At 34.7% G+C, this 17,953-nt stretch carries 31 protein-coding genes; all 31 read left to right on the plus strand.

Annotated elements, in window-relative coordinates; genetic code table 11:
* The first annotated feature begins 76 nt into the window (after nucleotides 1-76).
* The 31 genes from rplC to AAYQ05_RS18390 all read left to right on the plus strand — a co-directional run bounded on the left by rplC (nucleotide 77) and on the right by AAYQ05_RS18390 (nucleotide 17,926).
* Nucleotides 77-694 carry a 50S ribosomal protein L3 gene (gene rplC, locus AAYQ05_RS18240; RefSeq protein ID WP_111379743.1) on the plus strand — a complete coding sequence of 206 codons (618 nt, stop codon included), beginning with the start codon at nucleotides 77-79 and terminating at the stop codon, nucleotides 692-694.
* Complete coding sequence (rplD, locus tag AAYQ05_RS18245) at nucleotides 694-1,323, plus strand: 50S ribosomal protein L4 (RefSeq protein ID WP_163407835.1); 630 nt, start codon at nucleotides 694-696, stop codon at nucleotides 1,321-1,323. Before rplC ends, rplD begins: the two co-directional genes overlap by 1 nt.
* A 7-nt stretch (nucleotides 1,324-1,330) precedes the next feature.
* Entirely contained in the window at nucleotides 1,331-1,621 is a 291-nt protein-coding gene (gene rplW, locus AAYQ05_RS18250; RefSeq protein WP_008464286.1) for a 50S ribosomal protein L23, read from the plus strand.
* A gap of 9 nt (nucleotides 1,622-1,630) precedes the next feature.
* On the plus strand, nucleotides 1,631-2,455 hold the full coding sequence (gene rplB, locus AAYQ05_RS18255) for a 50S ribosomal protein L2 (RefSeq protein WP_008464287.1): 825 nt from the start codon (nucleotides 1,631-1,633) through the stop codon (nucleotides 2,453-2,455).
* Nucleotides 2,456-2,461: 6 nt separating this feature from the next.
* On the plus strand, nucleotides 2,462-2,740 hold the full coding sequence (gene rpsS, locus AAYQ05_RS18260; RefSeq protein ID WP_008464288.1) for a 30S ribosomal protein S19: 279 nt from the start codon (nucleotides 2,462-2,464) through the stop codon (nucleotides 2,738-2,740).
* Between the two features lie 8 nt (nucleotides 2,741-2,748).
* The gene (rplV, locus tag AAYQ05_RS18265) at nucleotides 2,749-3,162 is read left to right on the plus strand and encodes a 50S ribosomal protein L22 (protein ID WP_343544807.1); all 414 of its coding nucleotides are present in this window, start codon (nucleotides 2,749-2,751) and stop codon (nucleotides 3,160-3,162) included.
* Nucleotides 3,163-3,167: 5 nt separating this feature from the next.
* Nucleotides 3,168-3,926: a 30S ribosomal protein S3 gene (gene rpsC, locus AAYQ05_RS18270; protein ID WP_008464292.1), complete on the plus strand. Its 759-nt coding sequence runs from the start codon at nucleotides 3,168-3,170 to the stop codon at nucleotides 3,924-3,926.
* 19 nt (nucleotides 3,927-3,945) lie between these two features.
* A complete protein-coding gene (rplP, locus tag AAYQ05_RS18275) occupies nucleotides 3,946-4,371 on the plus strand; it encodes a 50S ribosomal protein L16 (RefSeq protein ID WP_008464295.1) in 426 nt (141 codons plus the stop codon).
* Nucleotides 4,372-4,383: 12 nt separating this feature from the next.
* Nucleotides 4,384-4,575: a 50S ribosomal protein L29 gene (rpmC, locus tag AAYQ05_RS18280; protein ID WP_008464297.1), complete on the plus strand. Its 192-nt coding sequence runs from the start codon at nucleotides 4,384-4,386 to the stop codon at nucleotides 4,573-4,575.
* 17 nt (nucleotides 4,576-4,592) lie between these two features.
* The gene (gene rpsQ, locus AAYQ05_RS18285; protein ID WP_012022485.1) at nucleotides 4,593-4,853 is read left to right on the plus strand and encodes a 30S ribosomal protein S17; all 261 of its coding nucleotides are present in this window, start codon (nucleotides 4,593-4,595) and stop codon (nucleotides 4,851-4,853) included.
* Nucleotides 4,854-4,855: 2 nt separating this feature from the next.
* Entirely contained in the window at nucleotides 4,856-5,224 is a 369-nt protein-coding gene (gene rplN, locus AAYQ05_RS18290; RefSeq protein ID WP_007803649.1) for a 50S ribosomal protein L14, read from the plus strand.
* Nucleotides 5,225-5,235: 11 nt separating this feature from the next.
* Nucleotides 5,236-5,550, plus strand: a complete 315-nt coding sequence (gene rplX, locus AAYQ05_RS18295) for a 50S ribosomal protein L24 (RefSeq protein WP_007803650.1) — start codon at nucleotides 5,236-5,238, stop codon at nucleotides 5,548-5,550.
* A 2-nt stretch (nucleotides 5,551-5,552) separates the two neighbouring features.
* The gene (gene rplE, locus AAYQ05_RS18300; protein WP_012022484.1) at nucleotides 5,553-6,104 is read left to right on the plus strand and encodes a 50S ribosomal protein L5; all 552 of its coding nucleotides are present in this window, start codon (nucleotides 5,553-5,555) and stop codon (nucleotides 6,102-6,104) included.
* A 3-nt stretch (nucleotides 6,105-6,107) separates the two neighbouring features.
* Nucleotides 6,108-6,377: a 30S ribosomal protein S14 gene (rpsN, locus tag AAYQ05_RS18305; RefSeq protein WP_008464305.1), complete on the plus strand. Its 270-nt coding sequence runs from the start codon at nucleotides 6,108-6,110 to the stop codon at nucleotides 6,375-6,377.
* A 104-nt stretch (nucleotides 6,378-6,481) separates the two neighbouring features.
* A complete protein-coding gene (gene rpsH, locus AAYQ05_RS18310) occupies nucleotides 6,482-6,880 on the plus strand; it encodes a 30S ribosomal protein S8 (RefSeq protein WP_008464306.1) in 399 nt (132 codons plus the stop codon).
* Between the two features lie 18 nt (nucleotides 6,881-6,898).
* Nucleotides 6,899-7,441 carry a 50S ribosomal protein L6 gene (rplF, locus tag AAYQ05_RS18315; protein ID WP_263522122.1) on the plus strand — a complete coding sequence of 181 codons (543 nt, stop codon included), beginning with the start codon at nucleotides 6,899-6,901 and terminating at the stop codon, nucleotides 7,439-7,441.
* Between the two features lie 11 nt (nucleotides 7,442-7,452).
* Entirely contained in the window at nucleotides 7,453-7,803 is a 351-nt protein-coding gene (gene rplR / locus AAYQ05_RS18320) for a 50S ribosomal protein L18 (RefSeq protein ID WP_008464310.1), read from the plus strand.
* 3 nt (nucleotides 7,804-7,806) lie between these two features.
* Nucleotides 7,807-8,331 carry a 30S ribosomal protein S5 gene (rpsE, locus tag AAYQ05_RS18325; protein WP_085949269.1) on the plus strand — a complete coding sequence of 175 codons (525 nt, stop codon included), beginning with the start codon at nucleotides 7,807-7,809 and terminating at the stop codon, nucleotides 8,329-8,331.
* A gap of 11 nt (nucleotides 8,332-8,342) precedes the next feature.
* Nucleotides 8,343-8,525 (plus strand): 50S ribosomal protein L30, encoded by a 183-nt coding sequence (rpmD, locus tag AAYQ05_RS18330; RefSeq protein ID WP_008464315.1) that lies wholly within the window; start codon nucleotides 8,343-8,345, stop codon nucleotides 8,523-8,525.
* Between the two features lie 11 nt (nucleotides 8,526-8,536).
* Nucleotides 8,537-8,989: a 50S ribosomal protein L15 gene (gene rplO, locus AAYQ05_RS18335; RefSeq protein WP_109190654.1), complete on the plus strand. Its 453-nt coding sequence runs from the start codon at nucleotides 8,537-8,539 to the stop codon at nucleotides 8,987-8,989.
* A gap of 13 nt (nucleotides 8,990-9,002) precedes the next feature.
* On the plus strand, nucleotides 9,003-10,349 hold the full coding sequence (gene secY / locus AAYQ05_RS18340) for a preprotein translocase subunit SecY (protein ID WP_007803669.1): 1,347 nt from the start codon (nucleotides 9,003-9,005) through the stop codon (nucleotides 10,347-10,349).
* A gap of 7 nt (nucleotides 10,350-10,356) precedes the next feature.
* On the plus strand, nucleotides 10,357-10,572 hold the full coding sequence (infA, locus tag AAYQ05_RS18345) for a translation initiation factor IF-1 (RefSeq protein WP_007136545.1): 216 nt from the start codon (nucleotides 10,357-10,359) through the stop codon (nucleotides 10,570-10,572).
* Nucleotides 10,573-10,584: 12 nt separating this feature from the next.
* Nucleotides 10,585-10,701 carry a type B 50S ribosomal protein L36 gene (gene ykgO / locus AAYQ05_RS18350; RefSeq protein WP_002987490.1) on the plus strand — a complete coding sequence of 39 codons (117 nt, stop codon included), beginning with the start codon at nucleotides 10,585-10,587 and terminating at the stop codon, nucleotides 10,699-10,701.
* 2 nt (nucleotides 10,702-10,703) lie between these two features.
* Complete coding sequence (gene rpsM / locus AAYQ05_RS18355) at nucleotides 10,704-11,078, plus strand: 30S ribosomal protein S13 (RefSeq protein WP_008464322.1); 375 nt, start codon at nucleotides 10,704-10,706, stop codon at nucleotides 11,076-11,078.
* An 8-nt stretch (nucleotides 11,079-11,086) separates the two neighbouring features.
* The gene (rpsK, locus tag AAYQ05_RS18360; protein ID WP_026727866.1) at nucleotides 11,087-11,470 is read left to right on the plus strand and encodes a 30S ribosomal protein S11; all 384 of its coding nucleotides are present in this window, start codon (nucleotides 11,087-11,089) and stop codon (nucleotides 11,468-11,470) included.
* A gap of 92 nt (nucleotides 11,471-11,562) precedes the next feature.
* Complete coding sequence (rpsD, locus tag AAYQ05_RS18365; protein ID WP_008464326.1) at nucleotides 11,563-12,168, plus strand: 30S ribosomal protein S4; 606 nt, start codon at nucleotides 11,563-11,565, stop codon at nucleotides 12,166-12,168.
* A gap of 21 nt (nucleotides 12,169-12,189) precedes the next feature.
* The gene (locus AAYQ05_RS18370) at nucleotides 12,190-13,182 is read left to right on the plus strand and encodes a DNA-directed RNA polymerase subunit alpha (protein WP_008464329.1); all 993 of its coding nucleotides are present in this window, start codon (nucleotides 12,190-12,192) and stop codon (nucleotides 13,180-13,182) included.
* Nucleotides 13,183-13,244: 62 nt separating this feature from the next.
* A complete protein-coding gene (rplQ, locus tag AAYQ05_RS18375) occupies nucleotides 13,245-13,736 on the plus strand; it encodes a 50S ribosomal protein L17 (RefSeq protein WP_095931493.1) in 492 nt (163 codons plus the stop codon).
* 245 nt (nucleotides 13,737-13,981) lie between these two features.
* The gene (gene carA, locus AAYQ05_RS18380) at nucleotides 13,982-15,091 is read left to right on the plus strand and encodes a glutamine-hydrolyzing carbamoyl-phosphate synthase small subunit (RefSeq protein ID WP_343544809.1); all 1,110 of its coding nucleotides are present in this window, start codon (nucleotides 13,982-13,984) and stop codon (nucleotides 15,089-15,091) included.
* Between the two features lie 111 nt (nucleotides 15,092-15,202).
* Entirely contained in the window at nucleotides 15,203-16,495 is a 1,293-nt protein-coding gene (gene eno, locus AAYQ05_RS18385; RefSeq protein WP_177212028.1) for a phosphopyruvate hydratase, read from the plus strand.
* A gap of 153 nt (nucleotides 16,496-16,648) precedes the next feature.
* A complete protein-coding gene (locus AAYQ05_RS18390) occupies nucleotides 16,649-17,926 on the plus strand; it encodes a citrate synthase (RefSeq protein ID WP_111379752.1) in 1,278 nt (425 codons plus the stop codon).
* Nucleotides 17,927-17,953: the final 27 nt, after the last annotated feature.

A 17,953-nucleotide genomic window follows, 5' to 3' on the forward strand; every position in this document is an offset into this window, starting at 1 on the left:
ACTTTTGCACTCCCTGTTTGGAAATTTCTGTTATTTTCAAATTGAAGGGAATTTTAGTAATTAATAATTAATATTTATGTCTGGGTTAATTGGTAAGAAAATCGGCATGACTAGTATCTTCGACGAAAACGGGAAAAACATTCCTTGTACAGTAATCGAAGCTGGACCATGCGTTGTTACCCAAGTCAGAACCAACGAGGTTGACGGGTATGAAGCGTTGCAACTTGGTTTCGATGACAAAAACGAGAAACATTCTACTAAAGCGGCTTTAGGTCACTTTAAAAAAGCTGGAACTGTTGCTAAGAAAAAAGTCGTTGAATTCCAAGATTTTGCAACTGAACAAAAATTAGGAGATCTTATTGATGTTACTATTTTTGAAGAAGGAGAATTTGTAGATGTACAAGGTGTGTCTAAAGGTAAAGGTTTCCAGGGTGTTGTTAAACGTCACGGTTTTGGTGGTGTTGGACAAGCTACTCATGGTCAGCACAACCGTTTAAGAGCGCCAGGTTCTGTAGGAGCTTCTTCTTATCCATCTAGAGTATTCAAAGGAATGCGTATGGCTGGAAGAATGGGAGGAGAAAATGTAAAAGTTCAAAACCTTAGAGTTTTAAAAGTAGTTGCTGATAAGAATCTACTTGTTGTTAAAGGATGTGTTCCTGGGCACAAAAACTCTTATGTAATCATTCAGAAGTAATGGAAGTAAAAGTATTAGATTTCAACGGAAAAGATACTGGAAGAAAAGTTCAACTTTCTGATTCAGTATTCGCAATTGAACCAAACAATCACGCTGTATATCTTGATGTTAAGCAATATCTTGCTAATCAAAGACAAGGTACTCATAAAGCTAAAGAAAGAGCTGAAGTAACTGGAAGTACGCGTAAGATTAAAAAACAAAAAGGAACTGGTACTGCTCGTGCAGGAAGTGTTAAGAATCCTTTGTTTAAAGGTGGTGGAACAGTTTTCGGACCAAGGCCAAGAAGTTATTCATTTAAATTGAATAAAGGCTTAAAGAGATTAGCTAGAAAATCAGCTTTCTCAATCAAAGCAAAAGAGTCAAATATTGTGGTTTTAGAAGACTTTAATTTTGAAGTGCCAAACACTAAAAATTTCATTAACGTTTTGAAAGCTTTAGGGTTAGAAAATAAAAAATCTCTATTTGTGTTGGGTGAGTCGAATAAAAACGTATATTTGTCGTCACGCAATTTAAAGGCTTCAAATGTCGTAACTAGCTCAGAATTAAGCACTTACGCAATATTAAACGCTAATAATTTAGTGCTTTTGGAAGGTTCTTTAGAGTTAATTGAAGAAAATTTAAGTAAATAATAGGAATATGAGCATCATTATTAGACCTATAGTAACGGAAAAAGTAACCAAAGAAAGTGAAGTTCTAAACCGCTTCGGATTCGTTGTTAACAAAAAAGCAAACAAAGTTGAGATTAAGAAAGCTGTTGAAGCTGCTTATGGAGTAACTATCGTTTCTGTTAACACAATGAATGTGAGACCAGATAGATCTACTAAATACACTAAAAGTGGTTTAATCAGTGGAAAGACAAATGCATATAAAAAAGCAATTGTTCAAGTACAAGAAGGAGAAACAATTGATTTTTACAACAATATCTAAGATAGAAAAATGTCAGTAAGAAAATTAAAACCTATTACCCCGGGTCAGCGATTTAGAGTTGTGAATGGTTATGACGCTATTACAACTGATAAGCCGGAACGCTCTTTGATAGCGCCGATAAAAAACTCAGGAGGTAGAAATAGTCAAGGAAAGATGACCATGCGTTATACGGGTGGTGGTCACAAGCAGAGATATCGTATTATTGATTTCAAAAGAACTAAAGATGGAATTCCAGCTACAGTGAAATCAATTGAATACGATCCAAATCGTACTGCATTCATCGCTTTGTTAGCTTATGCTGATGGAGAGAAAACTTATATTATCGCTCAAAACGGATTGAAAGTTGGTCAGAAATTAGTTTCTGGGCCAGAATCTCAACCAGAGATTGGTAATACATTACCTTTAAGCAGAATTCCTCTTGGAACTGTTATATCTTGTATTGAGTTACGTCCAGGACAAGGAGCTGTTATTGCTCGTTCAGCTGGAACTTTTGCTCAGTTAATGGCAAGAGACGGGAAATATGCAACAATTAAAATGCCATCTGGTGAGACAAGATTGATCTTGTTGACTTGTTCGGCTACAATTGGAGCTGTTTCTAACTCTGATCATCAATTAGTTGTATCTGGAAAAGCAGGTAGAACAAGATGGTTAGGAAGAAGACCTAGAACTAGACCAGTAGCGATGAACCCGGTTGATCACCCTATGGGAGGTGGTGAAGGACGTTCTTCTGGAGGGCACCCACGTTCAAGAAACGGATTGCCAGCTAAAGGTTACAGAACTCGTTCTAAGAAAAACCCGAGTAACAAGTATATCGTAGAACGTAGAAAGAAATAATAAGATATGGCACGTTCATTAAAAAAAGGACCTTTCGTTCATTATAAATTAGACAAGAAAGTTCAAGAAAACGTAGAAAGTGGTAAGAATGCAGTTGTAAAGACTTGGTCTAGAGCTTCAATGATTACTCCAGATTTCGTTGGACAAACTATCGCAGTTCATAACGGTCGTCAATTTGTACCAGTTTACGTAACAGAAAACATGGTAGGTCACAAATTAGGAGAGTTTTCGCCAACTAGATCTTTTAGAGGTCATGCTGGAGCAAAAAATAAAGGTAAAAAATAAAAGAAGCAATGGGAGTTCGTAAAAGAGAAACAGCAGATGCGAGAAAAGAGACTAATAAGTCTATCGCTTTCGCAAAATTGAATAACTGCCCTACTTCACCTAGAAAAATGCGCTTAGTAGCGGACTTGGTAAGAGGTCAGAAGGTAGAAAGAGCACTTAACATTTTAAGATTCAGTTCTAAAGAAGCTTCAAGAAAATTAGAAAAACTATTATTATCTGCAATCAATAACTGGGAGCAAAAAAATAGTGAAGGTAATTTAGAAGAGGCTGGATTATTTGTTAAAGAGATCAGAGTAGATGGTGGAATGATGTTGAAAAGACTTCGTCCAGCTCCGCAAGGTCGTGCACACAGAATAAGAAAACGTTCTAATCACGTAACAATCGTGCTTGGAGCTATCAATAACACACAAAGCAATTCTTAAGCAGCATGGGACAAAAGACAAATCCAATTGGAAATAGACTTGGTATCATCAGAGGATGGGACTCAAACTGGTATGGTGGAAATGATTACGGTGATAAATTAGCCGAAGATCACAAAATCAGAAAGTATATCCACGCTCGTTTATCAAAAGCTAGTGTATCAAAAGTAATCATCGAGAGAACTTTGAAACTTGTAACCGTTACTATCACTACTGCTAGACCTGGTATTATTATCGGAAAAGGCGGACAAGAGGTAGACAAGTTAAAAGAAGAACTTAAGAAAGTTACTGACAAAGAGGTTCAAATTAACATCTTTGAAATTAAAAGACCTGAGTTAGATGCTTATCTTGTGGCGACAAGCATCGCTCGTCAAATCGAAAGCCGTATTTCTTACAGACGTGCAATCAAAATGGCTATTGCTGCTTCTATGCGTATGAACGCTGAGGGTATCAAAGTTTTGATTTCTGGTCGTTTGAATGGTGCTGAGATGGCGCGTTCGGAAGGTTTCAAAGAAGGTAGAATTCCTCTATCAACTTTCAGAGCTGACATTGATTATGCTCTTGCTGAAGCTCATACTACTTACGGTAGAATGGGAATTAAAGTATGGATCATGAAAGGTGAAGTTTACGGTAAGAGAGAACTTTCTCCACTTGCTGGAATGGATAAAAAACAATCTGGTACAGGTGGTGGAAAAGGTGGAGATGCTCCTAGAGGCAAATCTAACTTTAACAAAGGTGGAAAACCAGACGCTCGTAAAAGAAAGTAAATTTTTAAACTAAAGAAAAATGTTACAGCCTAAAAGAACAAAATACCGTAAGGTACAAAAAGGTAGAATGAAAGGTAACTCTCAAAGAGGGCATGAGCTTTCAAATGGAATGTTTGGTATTAAATCTGTACATGAAGATGGAATGTTCTTAACTTCTCGTCAAATTGAAGCTGCGCGTATCGCTGCAACTCGTTACATGAAAAGAGAGGGACAATTATGGATTAAAATTTTCCCAGACAAACCTATTACTAAGAAGCCTCTTGAAGTACGTATGGGTAAAGGTAAAGGAGCAGTTGAGTATTGGGCTGCTGTTGTTAAACCAGGAAGAATTATGTTTGAAGTTGGAGGAGTTCCATTGTCAGTTGCAAAAGAGGCTTTGCGCCTTGCAGCTCAAAAACTTCCAGTAAAAACTAAGTTCGTCGTTGCTAGAGATTTCGAAGCATAATTTATATTTATTATGAAACAATCAGAAATAAAAGATCTTTCTGCAGCGGAGTTGCAAGAAAAGCTTAGTCAAACTAAGAAAGTATATGCTGACCTAAAAATGGCTCACGCAATCTCTCCAATTGCTAACCCACTTCAGATTAGAAGCGTTAGAAGAACAGTTGCAAGATTAGCTACAGAGTTAACTAAAAGAGAGTTACAATAATTGTATTCTGCTGAAAGATGGAAGAAAAAAGAAATTTAAGAAAAGAAAGAATAGGTGTTGTTACTTCAAACAAGATGGATAAATCTATCGTGATTTCTGAAGTAAGAAAAGTAAAACACCCATTATACGGTAAGTTCGTGTTGAAAACTAAGAAATATGTTGCACACGACGAAACAAACGACTGTAACATTGGAGATACTGTAAGAATTAGCGAAACGCGTCCTTTAAGTAAAACAAAATGTTGGAGATTAGTTGAAATCTTAGAAAGAGCTAAATAATTATGGTACAACAAGAATCAAGACTAAAAGTAGCAGATAACACGGGAGCTAAAGAAGTTTTAACTATTCGTGTTTTAGGAGGTACTAAAAGAAGATATGCCTCTGTTGGTGACAAAATTGTAGTTTCTATCAAAGATGCAACTCCAAACGGAAACGTGAAAAAAGGAGCTGTTTCAACTGCAGTTGTTGTACGTACCAAAAAAGAAGTGAGAAGAGCTGATGGTTCTTATATCCGTTTCGATGACAATGCATGTGTTCTTTTGAACGCTGCAGGGGAAATGAGAGGAACTCGTGTTTTTGGTCCGGTAGCAAGAGAACTTCGTGAAAAACAATTCATGAAAATTGTATCATTAGCACCAGAAGTGCTTTAATTCGTTTTAAGATGATAAAGCTAAAAATAAAATCAGGAGATATCGTAAGAGTTATTGCTGGAGACCATAAAGGTGCTGAAGGTAAAGTTTTACGTGTTTACCGTGAGAAAAATAAAGCGATAGTTGAAGGTGTGAACATGGTTTCAAAACATACAAAACCAAGTGCTAAAAACCCTCAAGGTGGTATCGTTAAGAAAGAAGCTTCTATTCAAATTTCTAACATTTCTCTAATTGATCCTAAAACTAAGGAGACAACTAGAGTTGGTATTAGAGTAGAAGGAGATAAGAAAGTAAGATTTTCAAAAAAATCTAATCAAGTACTATAGTAATGGCATATACACCTAGACTAAAAGAAGAATATAAGAGTAGAGTAATCTCTGCTCTTAAAGAAGAGTTCGGATATACAAACGTAATGCAAGTTCCTAAACTTGAAAAAATCGTTTTGAGCCGTGGAGTTGGTGCAGCTGTATCTGATAAAAAACTTATTGACTATGCTGTTGATGAGTTAACAAAGATCACTGGACAAAAAGCAGTTTCTACAATCTCTAAGAAAGACGTTGCGTCTTTTAAATTGAGAAAGGGAATGCCTATTGGAGCAAAAGTTACATTACGTGGAGAAAGAATGTATGAGTTTTTAGATAGACTTATCACTTCAGCTTTACCACGTGTTAGAGATTTCGGTGGTATTAAAGCTACTGGTTTTGATGGAAGAGGTAACTACAATCTTGGAGTTTTAGAGCAAATCATTTTCCCAGAAATTGATATTGACAAAGTAAACAAAATTTCAGGAATGGATATTACTTTTGTTACTACTGCAAAAACAGACAAGGAAGCAAAGTCATTATTGGCTGAATTAGGATTACCTTTTAAAAAGAATTAAGACATGGCTAAAGAATCAATGAAAGCCCGCGAGGTTAAAAGAGAGAAAACGGTAGCTAAATATGCTGAGAAGAGAAAAGCTTTATTAGAAGCTGGAGACTACGAAGGTTTACAAAGATTACCTAAAAATGCTTCACCAGTTCGTTTGCACAATCGTTGTAAATTAACAGGTAGACCTAGAGGTTATATCCGTCAATTCGGTATTTCACGTGTAACTTTCCGTGAAATGGCTAACAATGGGTTAATTCCAGGAGTTAAAAAGGCTTCTTGGTAATCTCGCAATAAGTTATTACTTTTGCAAACCAGAAAATAATTTTAATTGATTAAAGGTTCGGGAGACGGGTGTCTCCCGAAAACCATAATCGCAATCAAATACATATGTATACAGATCCTATTGCAGATTATTTGACTAGAGTTCGTAACGCTGTGGCTGCAAACCACAAAGTTGTTGAAATTCCAGCATCTAATCTTAAAAAAGAGATAACTAAGATCTTATTTGATCAAGGTTACATCTTAAGTTACAAATTTGAGCAGAACACTGTACAAGGTTCTATCAAAATCGCTTTGAAGTACGATAAAGATACTAAAGAGCCTGTAATCAAAGATATCCAAAGAATTAGTAAACCAGGTTTGCGTAAGTACGCTGGTGCTGCCAAATTACCTAGAATCCTTAATGGATTAGGAATTGCTATTGTTTCTACATCAAAAGGTTTGATGACTGGAAAACAAGCTAAGCAATTAAATGTAGGTGGTGAGGTAATTTGTTACGTATACTAATTTTAAACACTAGATAAGATGTCAAGAATAGGTAAAAGTCCAATTGTAATCCCTGCTGGTGTAACTGTTGAAGTTAAAGATGGTATTATTACAGTAAAAGGAAAAAGAGGTCAACTAGTTCAGGAGTTTTCGGACGTAAATGTAACAGTTGAAGGCGATCAAGTTTTAGTAGAAAGATCGTCTGATCATAAAGACCATAGAGCAAAACACGGATTATTCAGATCTTTGATCAATAATATGATTGTTGGTGTTTCTGAAGGTTTCACAAAAGAACTAGAATTAGTTGGAGTTGGTTATAGAGCTTCAAACCAAGGTCAAAAGTTAGATTTAGCTCTTGGATATTCTCACAATATTGTTTTAGAGATTGCTCCAGAAGTATCTTTAGAAACAGTATCTGAAAAAGGTAAGAACCCAATCGTAAAATTAACATCATTTGATAAACAACTTTTAGGACAAGTTGCTGCGAAAATCAGAAGTTTCCGTAAGCCAGAGCCATACAAAGGTAAAGGTGTTAAATTTGTGGGTGAAGTATTAAGAAGAAAAGCAGGTAAATCAGCTTAAAATATAAGATTATGTCATTAACAAAATCTGAAAGAAGACAGAGAATTAAATTCAGAATTAGAAAATCGGTTAGTGGTACTGCTGCAAGACCTAGACTTTCTGTTTTTAGAAGTAATAAAGAAATTTACGCTCAAATCATTGATGATGTAAATGGAGTTACTATATTAGCTGCATCTTCAAGAGAAAAAGAAATAGGAAAAGGTACTAACGTTGAAGTAGCTGCTGCTGTTGGAAAACTAGTTGCAGAGAAAGCGTTAAAAGCTGGGATTGATACCATCACTTTTGATAGAGGTGGATATTTGTATCACGGTCGTATTAAATCATTAGCAGAAGGCGCAAGAGCCGCTGGACTTAAATTCTAATATATTATGTCTAAATACAAAAATGTAGAATTGGTAAAACCTAGTGGTCTTGAATTAAAAGATCGTCTAGTTAGTGTTAATCGTGTTACTAAAGTTACAAAAGGTGGTAGAGCTTTCGGTTTTTCTGCTATTGTAGTTGTAGGTGATGAAAATGGAGTAGTTGGTCATGGATTAGGAAAATCTAAAGACGTTTCTGAAGCAATTGCGAAAGCAGTAGAAGATGCTAAGAAAAATCTAGTTAGAATTCCTTTGAATGGACAATCTGTTCCTCACGAACAAAAAGGTAAATTTGGTGGTGCACGTGTATTCTTAATTCCAGCATCTCATGGTACTGGAGTTATTGCTGGTGGAGCTGTTCGTTCAGTTCTTGAGTCAGTAGGTATTCACGATGTATTGTCTAAATCTCAAGGATCGTCAAATCCACATAACGTAGTAAAAGCAACTTTTGATGCTTTATTGCAAATGAGAAGCGCTCATACTGTTGCAAAACAAAGAGGTGTTTCTTTAGAGAAAGTTTTTAAAGGTTAATTCAGGAAATTATGGCTAAATTATTAGTAAAACAAGTAAGAAGCAAAATCAACTGTCCTCTTTCTCAAAAGAGAGGGTTGGAAGCTTTAGGTCTACGTAAAATTGGACAAGTTGTGGAGCATGAGTCAAATCCTGCTATCCTTGGGATGATAAACAAAGTTAAACACTTAGTTTCTGTAGAAGAAGCTAAATAACAAATACTGTTATGAATTTAAGTAACTTACAACCTGCTGAGGGATCTACACACAATCAAAATAAAAGATTAGGTAGAGGAGAAGGTTCTGGAAAAGGTGGTACCGCTGCACGTGGACACAAAGGAGCAAAATCTCGTTCTGGTTATTCTAAAAAGATTGGTTTTGAAGGAGGGCAGATGCCACTTCAAAGACGTGTACCTAAGTTTGGTTTCAAAAACATCAATCGTAAAGAATACGAAGGTGTTAATTTAGATACTCTTCAATTATTAGTTGATAACGGTGTAATTACTGATTCTGTTTCTATGACAGATTTCGTAGCAAATCGTCTGGCTACTAAAAATGAAATCGTTAAGATTTTAGGTAGAGGAGAATTGAAAGCAAAATTAAAAGTAACTGCCCACAAATTTACTGCTACTGCAAAAGCTGCTATTGAGGCTGCTGGTGGAGAAGCTGTAACTATATAACTTATCTATTAAGATGAAGAAATTTATTGAATCAATAAGTAATGTTTGGAAAATCGAAGAACTAAAAAATAGAATCTTAATTACGTTAGGATTACTTTTAGTATATCGTTTTGGAGCACACGTTACGCTTCCTGGAATTGACGCAACGCAATTGACTGGATTAGCGGGACAAACTAAAAATGGTCTAGGATCTATTCTAGACATGTTCACCGGGGGTGCTTTCTCTAAGGCTTCAGTTTTTGCTTTAGGTATCATGCCTTATATTTCTGCGTCTATTGTTGTTCAGTTGATGGGGATTGCGATTCCATATTTACAAAAACTTCAAAATGATGGGGAAAGTGGTAGAAAAAAGATTAATCAAATCACTCGTTGGTTGACAATCGCTATCACATTGGTTCAAGGTCCAACTTATATCTATAATTTATACAGAACATTGCCTAGTAATGCATTTTTGCTAGGCTTTAATTCTCCTGAATTTTTGTTCTCGTCTGTTATCATTTTGGTTACTGGTACAATTTTTGCTATGTGGCTTGGTGAGAAGATTACAGATAAAGGTATTGGAAATGGTATTTCATTGTTAATTATGGTTGGTATTTTAGCTCGTTTACCACAAGCTTTTATACAAGAGTTTACAACTCGTGTTACCAATAACAATGGAGGTCCAATGTTATTAGTTATTGAAATTATTGTGTGGTTATTAGTTATTATATCTTGTGTATTGCTTACAATGGCAGTACGTAGAATTCCTGTACAGTATGCTCGTCGTACAACTACAGGAGATTACGAACAAGATTTGGCTGGAGGTAATAGACAATGGATCCCTCTTAAGCTTAATGCTTCTGGGGTTATGCCAATTATTTTTGCTCAGGCAATTATGTTTATTCCTGCTGCTGTAGCTGGATTGTCTAAATCAGATACATCACAATCTATTGTTGGTGCATTTAGTAATATGTTTGGTTTTTGGTATAATTTTGTTTTTGCAACTTTAATTATTGTATTTACATTCTTTTATACTGCAATCACTGTACCTACTAATAAAATGGCTGATGATTTAAAGAGAAGCGGTGGTTTCATTCCTGGAGTTCGTCCTGGAGCAGAAACTTCTGATTTCCTTGATAAGGTGATGTCTTTAATAACTTTCCCAGGATCTTTATTCCTTGCTTTGATTGCTGTGTTCCCAGCTATTGTTGTAAGTATTATGGATGTACAACAATCTTGGGCAATGTTTTTTGGAGGTACCTCATTAATAATTATGGTTGGAGTTGCAATAGATACTATTCAACAAATCAATTCATACTTGTTAAACAAACATTATGATGGTTTAATGAAGACTGGTAAAAATAGAAAAGCGGTAGCTTAATATATTTATGGCAAAACAATCAGCAATAGAACAAGACGGATCAATTATTGAAGCATTATCAAATGCGATGTTCCGTGTAGAGTTAGAAAATGGACATATTGTAATTGCTCATATTTCTGGAAAAATGCGAATGCATTATATCAAATTATTACCTGGTGATAAAGTGAAACTAGAAATGAGTCCTTACGATTTGTCAAAAGCAAGAATTACTTATCGATATTAAAGGATATTCACTATGAAAGTTAGAGCATCAGTAAAAAAGAGAAGTGCCGAGTGCATTATCGTGCGTAGAAAAGGGAGACTGTACGTAATAAACAAAAAGAATCCTAGATTTAAACAAAGACAAGGATAATTATGGCAAGAATAGCAGGGGTAGATATCCCAAAAAACAAAAGAGGTGTTATCGCACTTACCTATATCTTTGGATTAGGAAAAAGTAGAGCTATTGAGATTTTAGAAAAAGCTCAAGTTAGCCAGGATAAAAAAGTTCAAGATTGGAATGATGATGAAATCGGAGCGATTCGTGAAGCTGTTTCATTTTACAAAATTGAAGGAGAATTACGTTCTGAAATTTCTTTAAACATTAAACGTTTAATGGATATCGGATGTTACAGAGGTATTCGTCATAGATCTGGTCTTCCATTAAGAGGGCAAAGAACTAAAAACAACTCAAGAACAAGAAAAGGTAAAAGAAAAACTGTTGCTAACAAGAAAAAAGCAACTAAATAATAAGTAATATGGCTAAAGCAACTGCAAAAAAACGTAAAGTTATCGTTGAATCAACGGGTGAGGCTCATATTTCTGCCACTTTTAATAACATTATTATTTCTTTGACTAATAAGAAAGGTGAAGTTATCTCTTGGTCTTCAGCTGGTAAAATGGGTTTCAGAGGTTCTAAAAAGAATACTCCTTATGCAGCTCAAATGGCAGCAGAAGATTGCGCTAAAGTAGCACTTGAGGCAGGACTTAAAAAAGTGAAAGTTTATGTAAAAGGACCAGGTAACGGACGTGAGTCTGCTATCCGTTCTATTCATAACGGTGGAATCGAAGTTACAGAGATTATCGATGTTACTCCAATGCCACACAACGGATGTCGTCCTCCAAAAAGACGTAGAGTTTAATTTTTTATTTTTATAGTATAAACAAGGTAGAACATAGATTATCGAAGGATTAGACCTGAATTCATAATTTCTACCTTAAAATTTTTTTTAAAATGGCAAGATATACTGGTCCTAAAACCAAAATCGCTCGTAAATTTGGCGAGGCAATCTTCGGAGATGATAAATCTTTCGAAAAAAGAAATTACCCACCTGGACAACACGGGATGGCTAAAAAAAGAGGAAAAAAATCTGAGTATGCTGTTCAGTTAATGGAAAAGCAAAAAGCTAAATATTCTTACGGAATTTTAGAAAAACAATTCAGAAATTTATTCGAAAAAGCATCAGCTACTAAAGGAGTTACTGGTGAAGTTTTATTACAATTATGCGAAGCAAGATTAGATAATGTTGTTTTTAGAATGGGAATTGCTCCATCTAGAAGAGGTGCGCGTCAAATCGTTTCTCACAGACACATTACTGTAAATGGAGAGGTTGTTAATATTCCTTCTTACCACCTTAAGCCTGGTGATAAAGTTGCAGTTCGTGAAAAATCTAAATCTTTAGAAGCTATCGAACGTTCTTTATCAAATTCAAGTCATGTTTATGAATGGATTACTTGGAACAATGATCTTAAAGAAGGAACTTTTGTTTCTGTACCTGCGAGACTTCAAATTCCAGAAAACATTAAAGAACAATTAATCGTAGAGTTGTACAACAAATAATAATTGACTTAGTCGAAATTTATGGCAATATTTAATTTTCAAAAGCCCGATAAAGTTATCATGATCGATTCAACCGATTTTGAAGGTAAATTTGAGTTTAGACCTTTAGAGCCTGGTTATGGATTGACAGTTGGTAATGCACTTAGAAGAGTTTTGCTTTCAGCGTTAGAAGGTTATGCAATTACATCTGTTCGTATCGAAGGTGTAGATCATGAGTTTTCTACTATTTCAGGTGTTGTTGAGGATGTTACCGAAATTATCCTTAATCTAAAACAAGTACGTTTCAAACGTCAGATTGAAGATATCGATAATGAATCAGTTACTATTTCTGTTTCTGGTAAAGATCAATTAACAGCAGGTGATTTTCAAAAATTTATCTCAGGTTTTCAAGTTTTGAATCCAGACCTTGTTATCTGTAATTTAGATTCTAAAATCAAATTGAACTTCGATTTAACAATCGAGAAAGGTAGAGGATACGTTCCTGCTGAAGAGAACAAAAAACAGAATGCTGCAATTGGAACAATTTTTACAGATTCTATTTTTACTCCGGTAAAAAATGTAAAATATGCAATCGAAAATTTCCGTGTAGAGCAAAAAACAGATTACGAAAAATTAGTTTTTGAAATCAAAACTGATGGATCTATTAATCCAAAAGATGCTCTTACTGAAGCTGCTAAAGTTTTAATTCACCATTTTATGTTATTCTCTGACGAAAGAATTACACTTGAGGCTGACGAAATTGCACAAACAGAATCGTATGATGAAGAGTCATTGCATATGAGACAATTGCTTAAAACTAAGCTTGTTGATATGGATTTATCTGTGAGAGCATTAAATTGCTTGAAAGCGGCTGAAGTTGATACACTTGGTGATTTAGTATCGTTCAATAAAAATGACCTAATGAAATTCCGTAATTTTGGTAAAAAATCTTTAACTGAACTTGATGAACTTGTTGCGGTGAAGAATTTAACTTTCGGAATGGATTTAGCTAAATACAAATTAGATAAAGAATAATTTACTTCATATTTTGCTCTCCATAGTGGATTGTAGCAAGATGAAGATAAAAAAAACACGTCATGAGACACGGAAAAAAATTCAACCACTTAAGCAGACAGACTGGACATAGAAAAGCTATGTTGGCTAATATGGCTTGTTCTCTTATTGAGCACAAACGTATTAATACTACTGTTGCTAAAGCTAAAGCGCTTAAACAATTTGTTGAGCCTTTAATCACAAAATCAAAAGAGGATACGACTCACAATCGTCGTATTGTTTTTGCTTACTTGCGCAGTAAATATGCAGTAACTGATTTGTTCAGAGATGTAGCTGCTAAAGTTGGAGACCGTCCAGGAGGATACACTCGTATCATTAAAGTTGGAAATCGTTTGGGAGATAACGCTGATATGGCGATGATCGAACTTGTTGACTTCAATGAACTTTACAACGGAGGTAAAAAAGAAGTTAAAAAAGCGAAAAGCCGTCGTGGTGGTAAAGCTAAAAAAGCTGAAACTGCTGCTCCAGAAGCTCCTGCTGCTGAAACAGAAACGACTACTGAAGCTTCTGAATAATTATGAAAGTAATCATTCTATAGAAATCAAGGATAAACTAATTTTTAGTTTATCCTTTTTTTTTGATTTTTTTGAAACGGAAGAAATGTAACTTATTTAAAATGATAGGTTTTATTTTTACGAATGAAAGTTTTAAAAAATCTTGGAAGGGCTATTTTAAAGAAGTAAATTTGCAAAATTCTAATTACACTTAAAACCTATATTTTGGTTTTATAACTTGATTAAAAAACAATACAAATTAAATAATGAAATACACAACACGACAAAGCGCCATTTTATTACTTAGTGACGGAACAATCTTTCACGGAAAATCTATCGGAATTAGCGGTAAAACTTTTGGTGAAGTTTGTTTTAATACGGGAATGACTGGGTATCAGGAAATTTTTACTGATCCTTCTTATTTTGGACAAATAATGGTTGCGACAAATACACATATCGGAAACTATGGTGTTAATGATTCTGAAGTTGAATCTGATAGTATTAAAATTGCCGGTTTAGTTTGTAAAAACTTTAGTTTTAATTATTCTAGAGAAAATGCTTCTGGAAGTTTAGAAGATTATTTCACTAAACAAAATTTAATCTGTATTTCTGATGTTGATACGCGTGCACTTGTAAGCTACATCCGTGACAATGGTGCTATGAATGCTGTTATTTGTACAGATGGGACTTCAATAGAGGATTTGAAGAAAGAGTTGGCTAATGTGCCAAATATGGAAGGTTTAGAATTAGCGTCTAAAGTTTCGACTAAAGAACCATATTTCTTTGGTGATGAAAATGCTACTTACAAAATCTCGGCTTTAGACCTTGGAATTAAAAAGAATATTTTAAGAAATCTTGCTAAAAGAGATTGTTACATTAAAGTGTATCCTTTTAATTCTACTTATAAAGATATGTCTGAATTTAATCCAGATGGTTACTTCTTGTCAAATGGGCCTGGAGATCCAGATCCGTTGTTCGGGGCTATTCAAGTTGCTAAAGATATATTAGCAGATAACAAGCCTTTGTTTGGAATCTGTTTGGGGCATCAGGTAATTGGTCTTGCGAATGGGGTTGAAACTTATAAAATGTTTAACGGACACCGTGGAATTAATCATCCTGTAAAAAATATTATTACAGGTAAAGGTGAAATAACTTCACAAAATCACGGTTTTGCTGTTAAAAAAGAACAATTAGATAATCATCCTGAGTTAGAAATTACACACGTACATTTAAATGATGGAACTGTGGCTGGAATGAGAATGAAGAATAAGAATTGTTTCTCGGTTCAATATCACCCAGAGGCGAGTCCTGGACCGCACGATTCATCATATTTATTTGATCAATTTGTGGAGAACATAAAAACTGCAAAAGCCTAAAACGATGTAGTTAATAAATAAACGTGTTTAATGACGAGAGTGCGTTTATAGTATTAAATATTTTTATAATTTCGAAAAAAAAATATAATTTATTAATAAAAAACAAAAATAATGAGTATTATAATTAAAGTTCACGCAAGACAAATTCTTGATTCTAGAGGTAATCCTACTATTGAAGTTGATGTAGTAACTGAAAATGGAGTTTTAGGTAGAGCTGCTGTTCCATCTGGAGCATCAACTGGAGAGCACGAAGCTGTTGAATTACGTGATGGAGGTAAAGCTTACCTAGGAAAAGGTGTTTTGAATGCAGTGAATAATGTAAATACTATTATTGCTGAAGAATTAGTTGGTACTTCTGTTTTCGAACAAAACACAATTGACCAATTAATGATTGATTTAGATGGTACTCCAAATAAATCTAAATTAGGAGCTAATGCTATTTTGGGGGTTTCTTTAGCCGCTGCAAAAGCCGCTGCTAACGAACTTGGTTTACCATTATACAGATATGTAGGTGGTGTTTCTGCTAACACACTTCCTGTTCCAATGATGAACATTATCAATGGTGGTTCTCACTCTGATGCGCCTATCGCATTCCAAGAGTTTATGATTTTCCCTGTAAAAGCAACTTCTTTTACACATGCAATGCAAATGGGAACTGAAATTTTCCATAATTTGAAAAAGGTATTACACGATAGAGGTTTGAGTACTGCTGTAGGTGATGAAGGAGGTTTTGCTCCAAACTTAGCTGGAGGAACTGAAGATGCTCTAGATACCATTAAATTAGCTGTTGAAAAAGCAGGATATTCTTTCGGTGACGAAATTATGATTGCTCTTGACTGTGCTGCTTCTGAATTTTATGTAAACGGAAAATACGATTATACTAAATTTGAAGGTGAAACTGGAAAAATCAGAACTTCTGCTGAGCAAGCTGAATACTTAGCTGAACTTGCTTCTAAGTACCCAATCATTTCTATCGAAGACGGTATGTACGAAGATGACTGGGATGGATGGAAAGCTTTAACTGAGAAAATCGGAGATAAAGTGCAATTAGTAGGAGATGATTTGTTTGTTACTAATGTTGCTCGTTTGTCAACTGGTATCGAAAAAGGAATTGCTAACTCTATTTTGGTAAAAGTAAACCAAATTGGAACTTTAACTGAAACAATTGCTGCTGTAAACATGGCGAAAAACGCTGGATATACATCTGTAATGTCTCACCGTTCTGGAGAAACTGAAGATAACACAATTGCTGACTTAGCAGTTGCTTTAAACTGTGGCCAAATTAAAACTGGTTCTGCTTCTCGTTCAGATCGTATGGCAAAATACAATCAATTATTAAGAATTGAAGAAGAATTAGGAAGTACTGCTTATTTCCCTGGTTTGAATGCTTTTAAAATCAAATAATTGTACAAATTATATATTAGAAAAAACCATCTGTTTTTGCAGATGGTTTTTTTTTGGAGTTTTAACAAATTCATAGCAGTATTCTTTTTTTAATTAGTCTTAAATTCATTAGATTTGATAAATTATTATTTAAAGAATTATTTCCAGTATATTATGTCAAAAATAGCTACATTAGAAATAGATGGTAAAAAGGTTGAGCTTCCAGTAATCACAGGAAGTGAAAACGAATCAGCTATCGATATCAACAAATTACGTGATTTAACAGGTTATATTACACTTGATCCAGGTTATAAAAACTCAGGATCTTGTACAAGTGAAATCACTTTCCTAGATGGAGAAGAAGGGATTTTGCGTTACAGAGGATATTCAATCGAAGATCTTGCTGAAAAAGCTAGTTTCTTAGAGGTTTCATATCTTTTGATTTTTGGTGAATTGCCTACAGCTAAACAATTAGAAGATTTTGAAAATGGTATTAAAAAACATTCTTTGGTAAACGAAGAAATGAAAAATATCATTGATGGTTTCCCTAAAACAGCTCACCCAATGGGCGTGTTGTCTGCTTTAACTAGTGCTTTAACAGCTTTTAACCCAAAAGCGGTTAATGTAGATAACGAGAAAGAAATGTACGAAGCTATTTGTAAAACAATGGCAAAGTTTCTTGTAATTGCTACATGGACTTATAGAAAATCTATGGGGTATCCTTTAAATTACTACGATAATACAAAAGGATATGTAGAAAGCTTCATGCAATTAATGTTTAAATTGCCTACTGGACCTTACGCTGCAAATCCAGTAATTGTAAACGCTTTAGATAAATTATTTATTCTTCATGCTGATCATGAGCAAAACTGCTCTACTTCTACAGTTAGAATGGTAGGTTCTTCTCATGCAGGTTTATTTGCTTCAGTTTCTGCGGGAGTTTCTGCGCTTTGGGGGCCTCTTCATGGAGGTGCAAACCAAGCAGTACTTGAAATGCTTGAAGAAATCAACAAAGATGGTGGAGATACAGATAAGTTTTTGGCAAAAGCAAAGGATAAAAATGATCCATTCCGTTTAATGGGATTTGGACACAGAGTGTACAAAAACTTTGATCCAAGAGCTAAAATCATCAAAAAAGCAGCAACAGAAGTATTAGAAACTTTGGGTGTTGAAGATCCAATTTTAGATATTGCAAGAAAATTAGAAAAAGCAGCTCTTGAAGATGAATACTTCAAATCAAGAAACTTATATCCAAACGTTGATTTCTACTCTGGAATTATCTACAGAGCTTTAGGAATTCCAACCGATATGTTTACTGTAATGTTTGCTATTGGAAGATTGCCAGGTTGGATCGCGCAATGGAAAGAGATGCGTGAAAATAAAGAACCAATCGGAAGACCAAGACAAATTTATACAGGACATCCTTTACGAGAGTTTAAGTCTAATAAATAAAAAACGAAAGCTTCACTTAACTGTGAA

This window comes from Flavobacterium movens (assembly GCF_039581425.1).
Lineage (GTDB): Bacteria > Bacteroidota > Bacteroidia > Flavobacteriales > Flavobacteriaceae > Flavobacterium > Flavobacterium luteolum.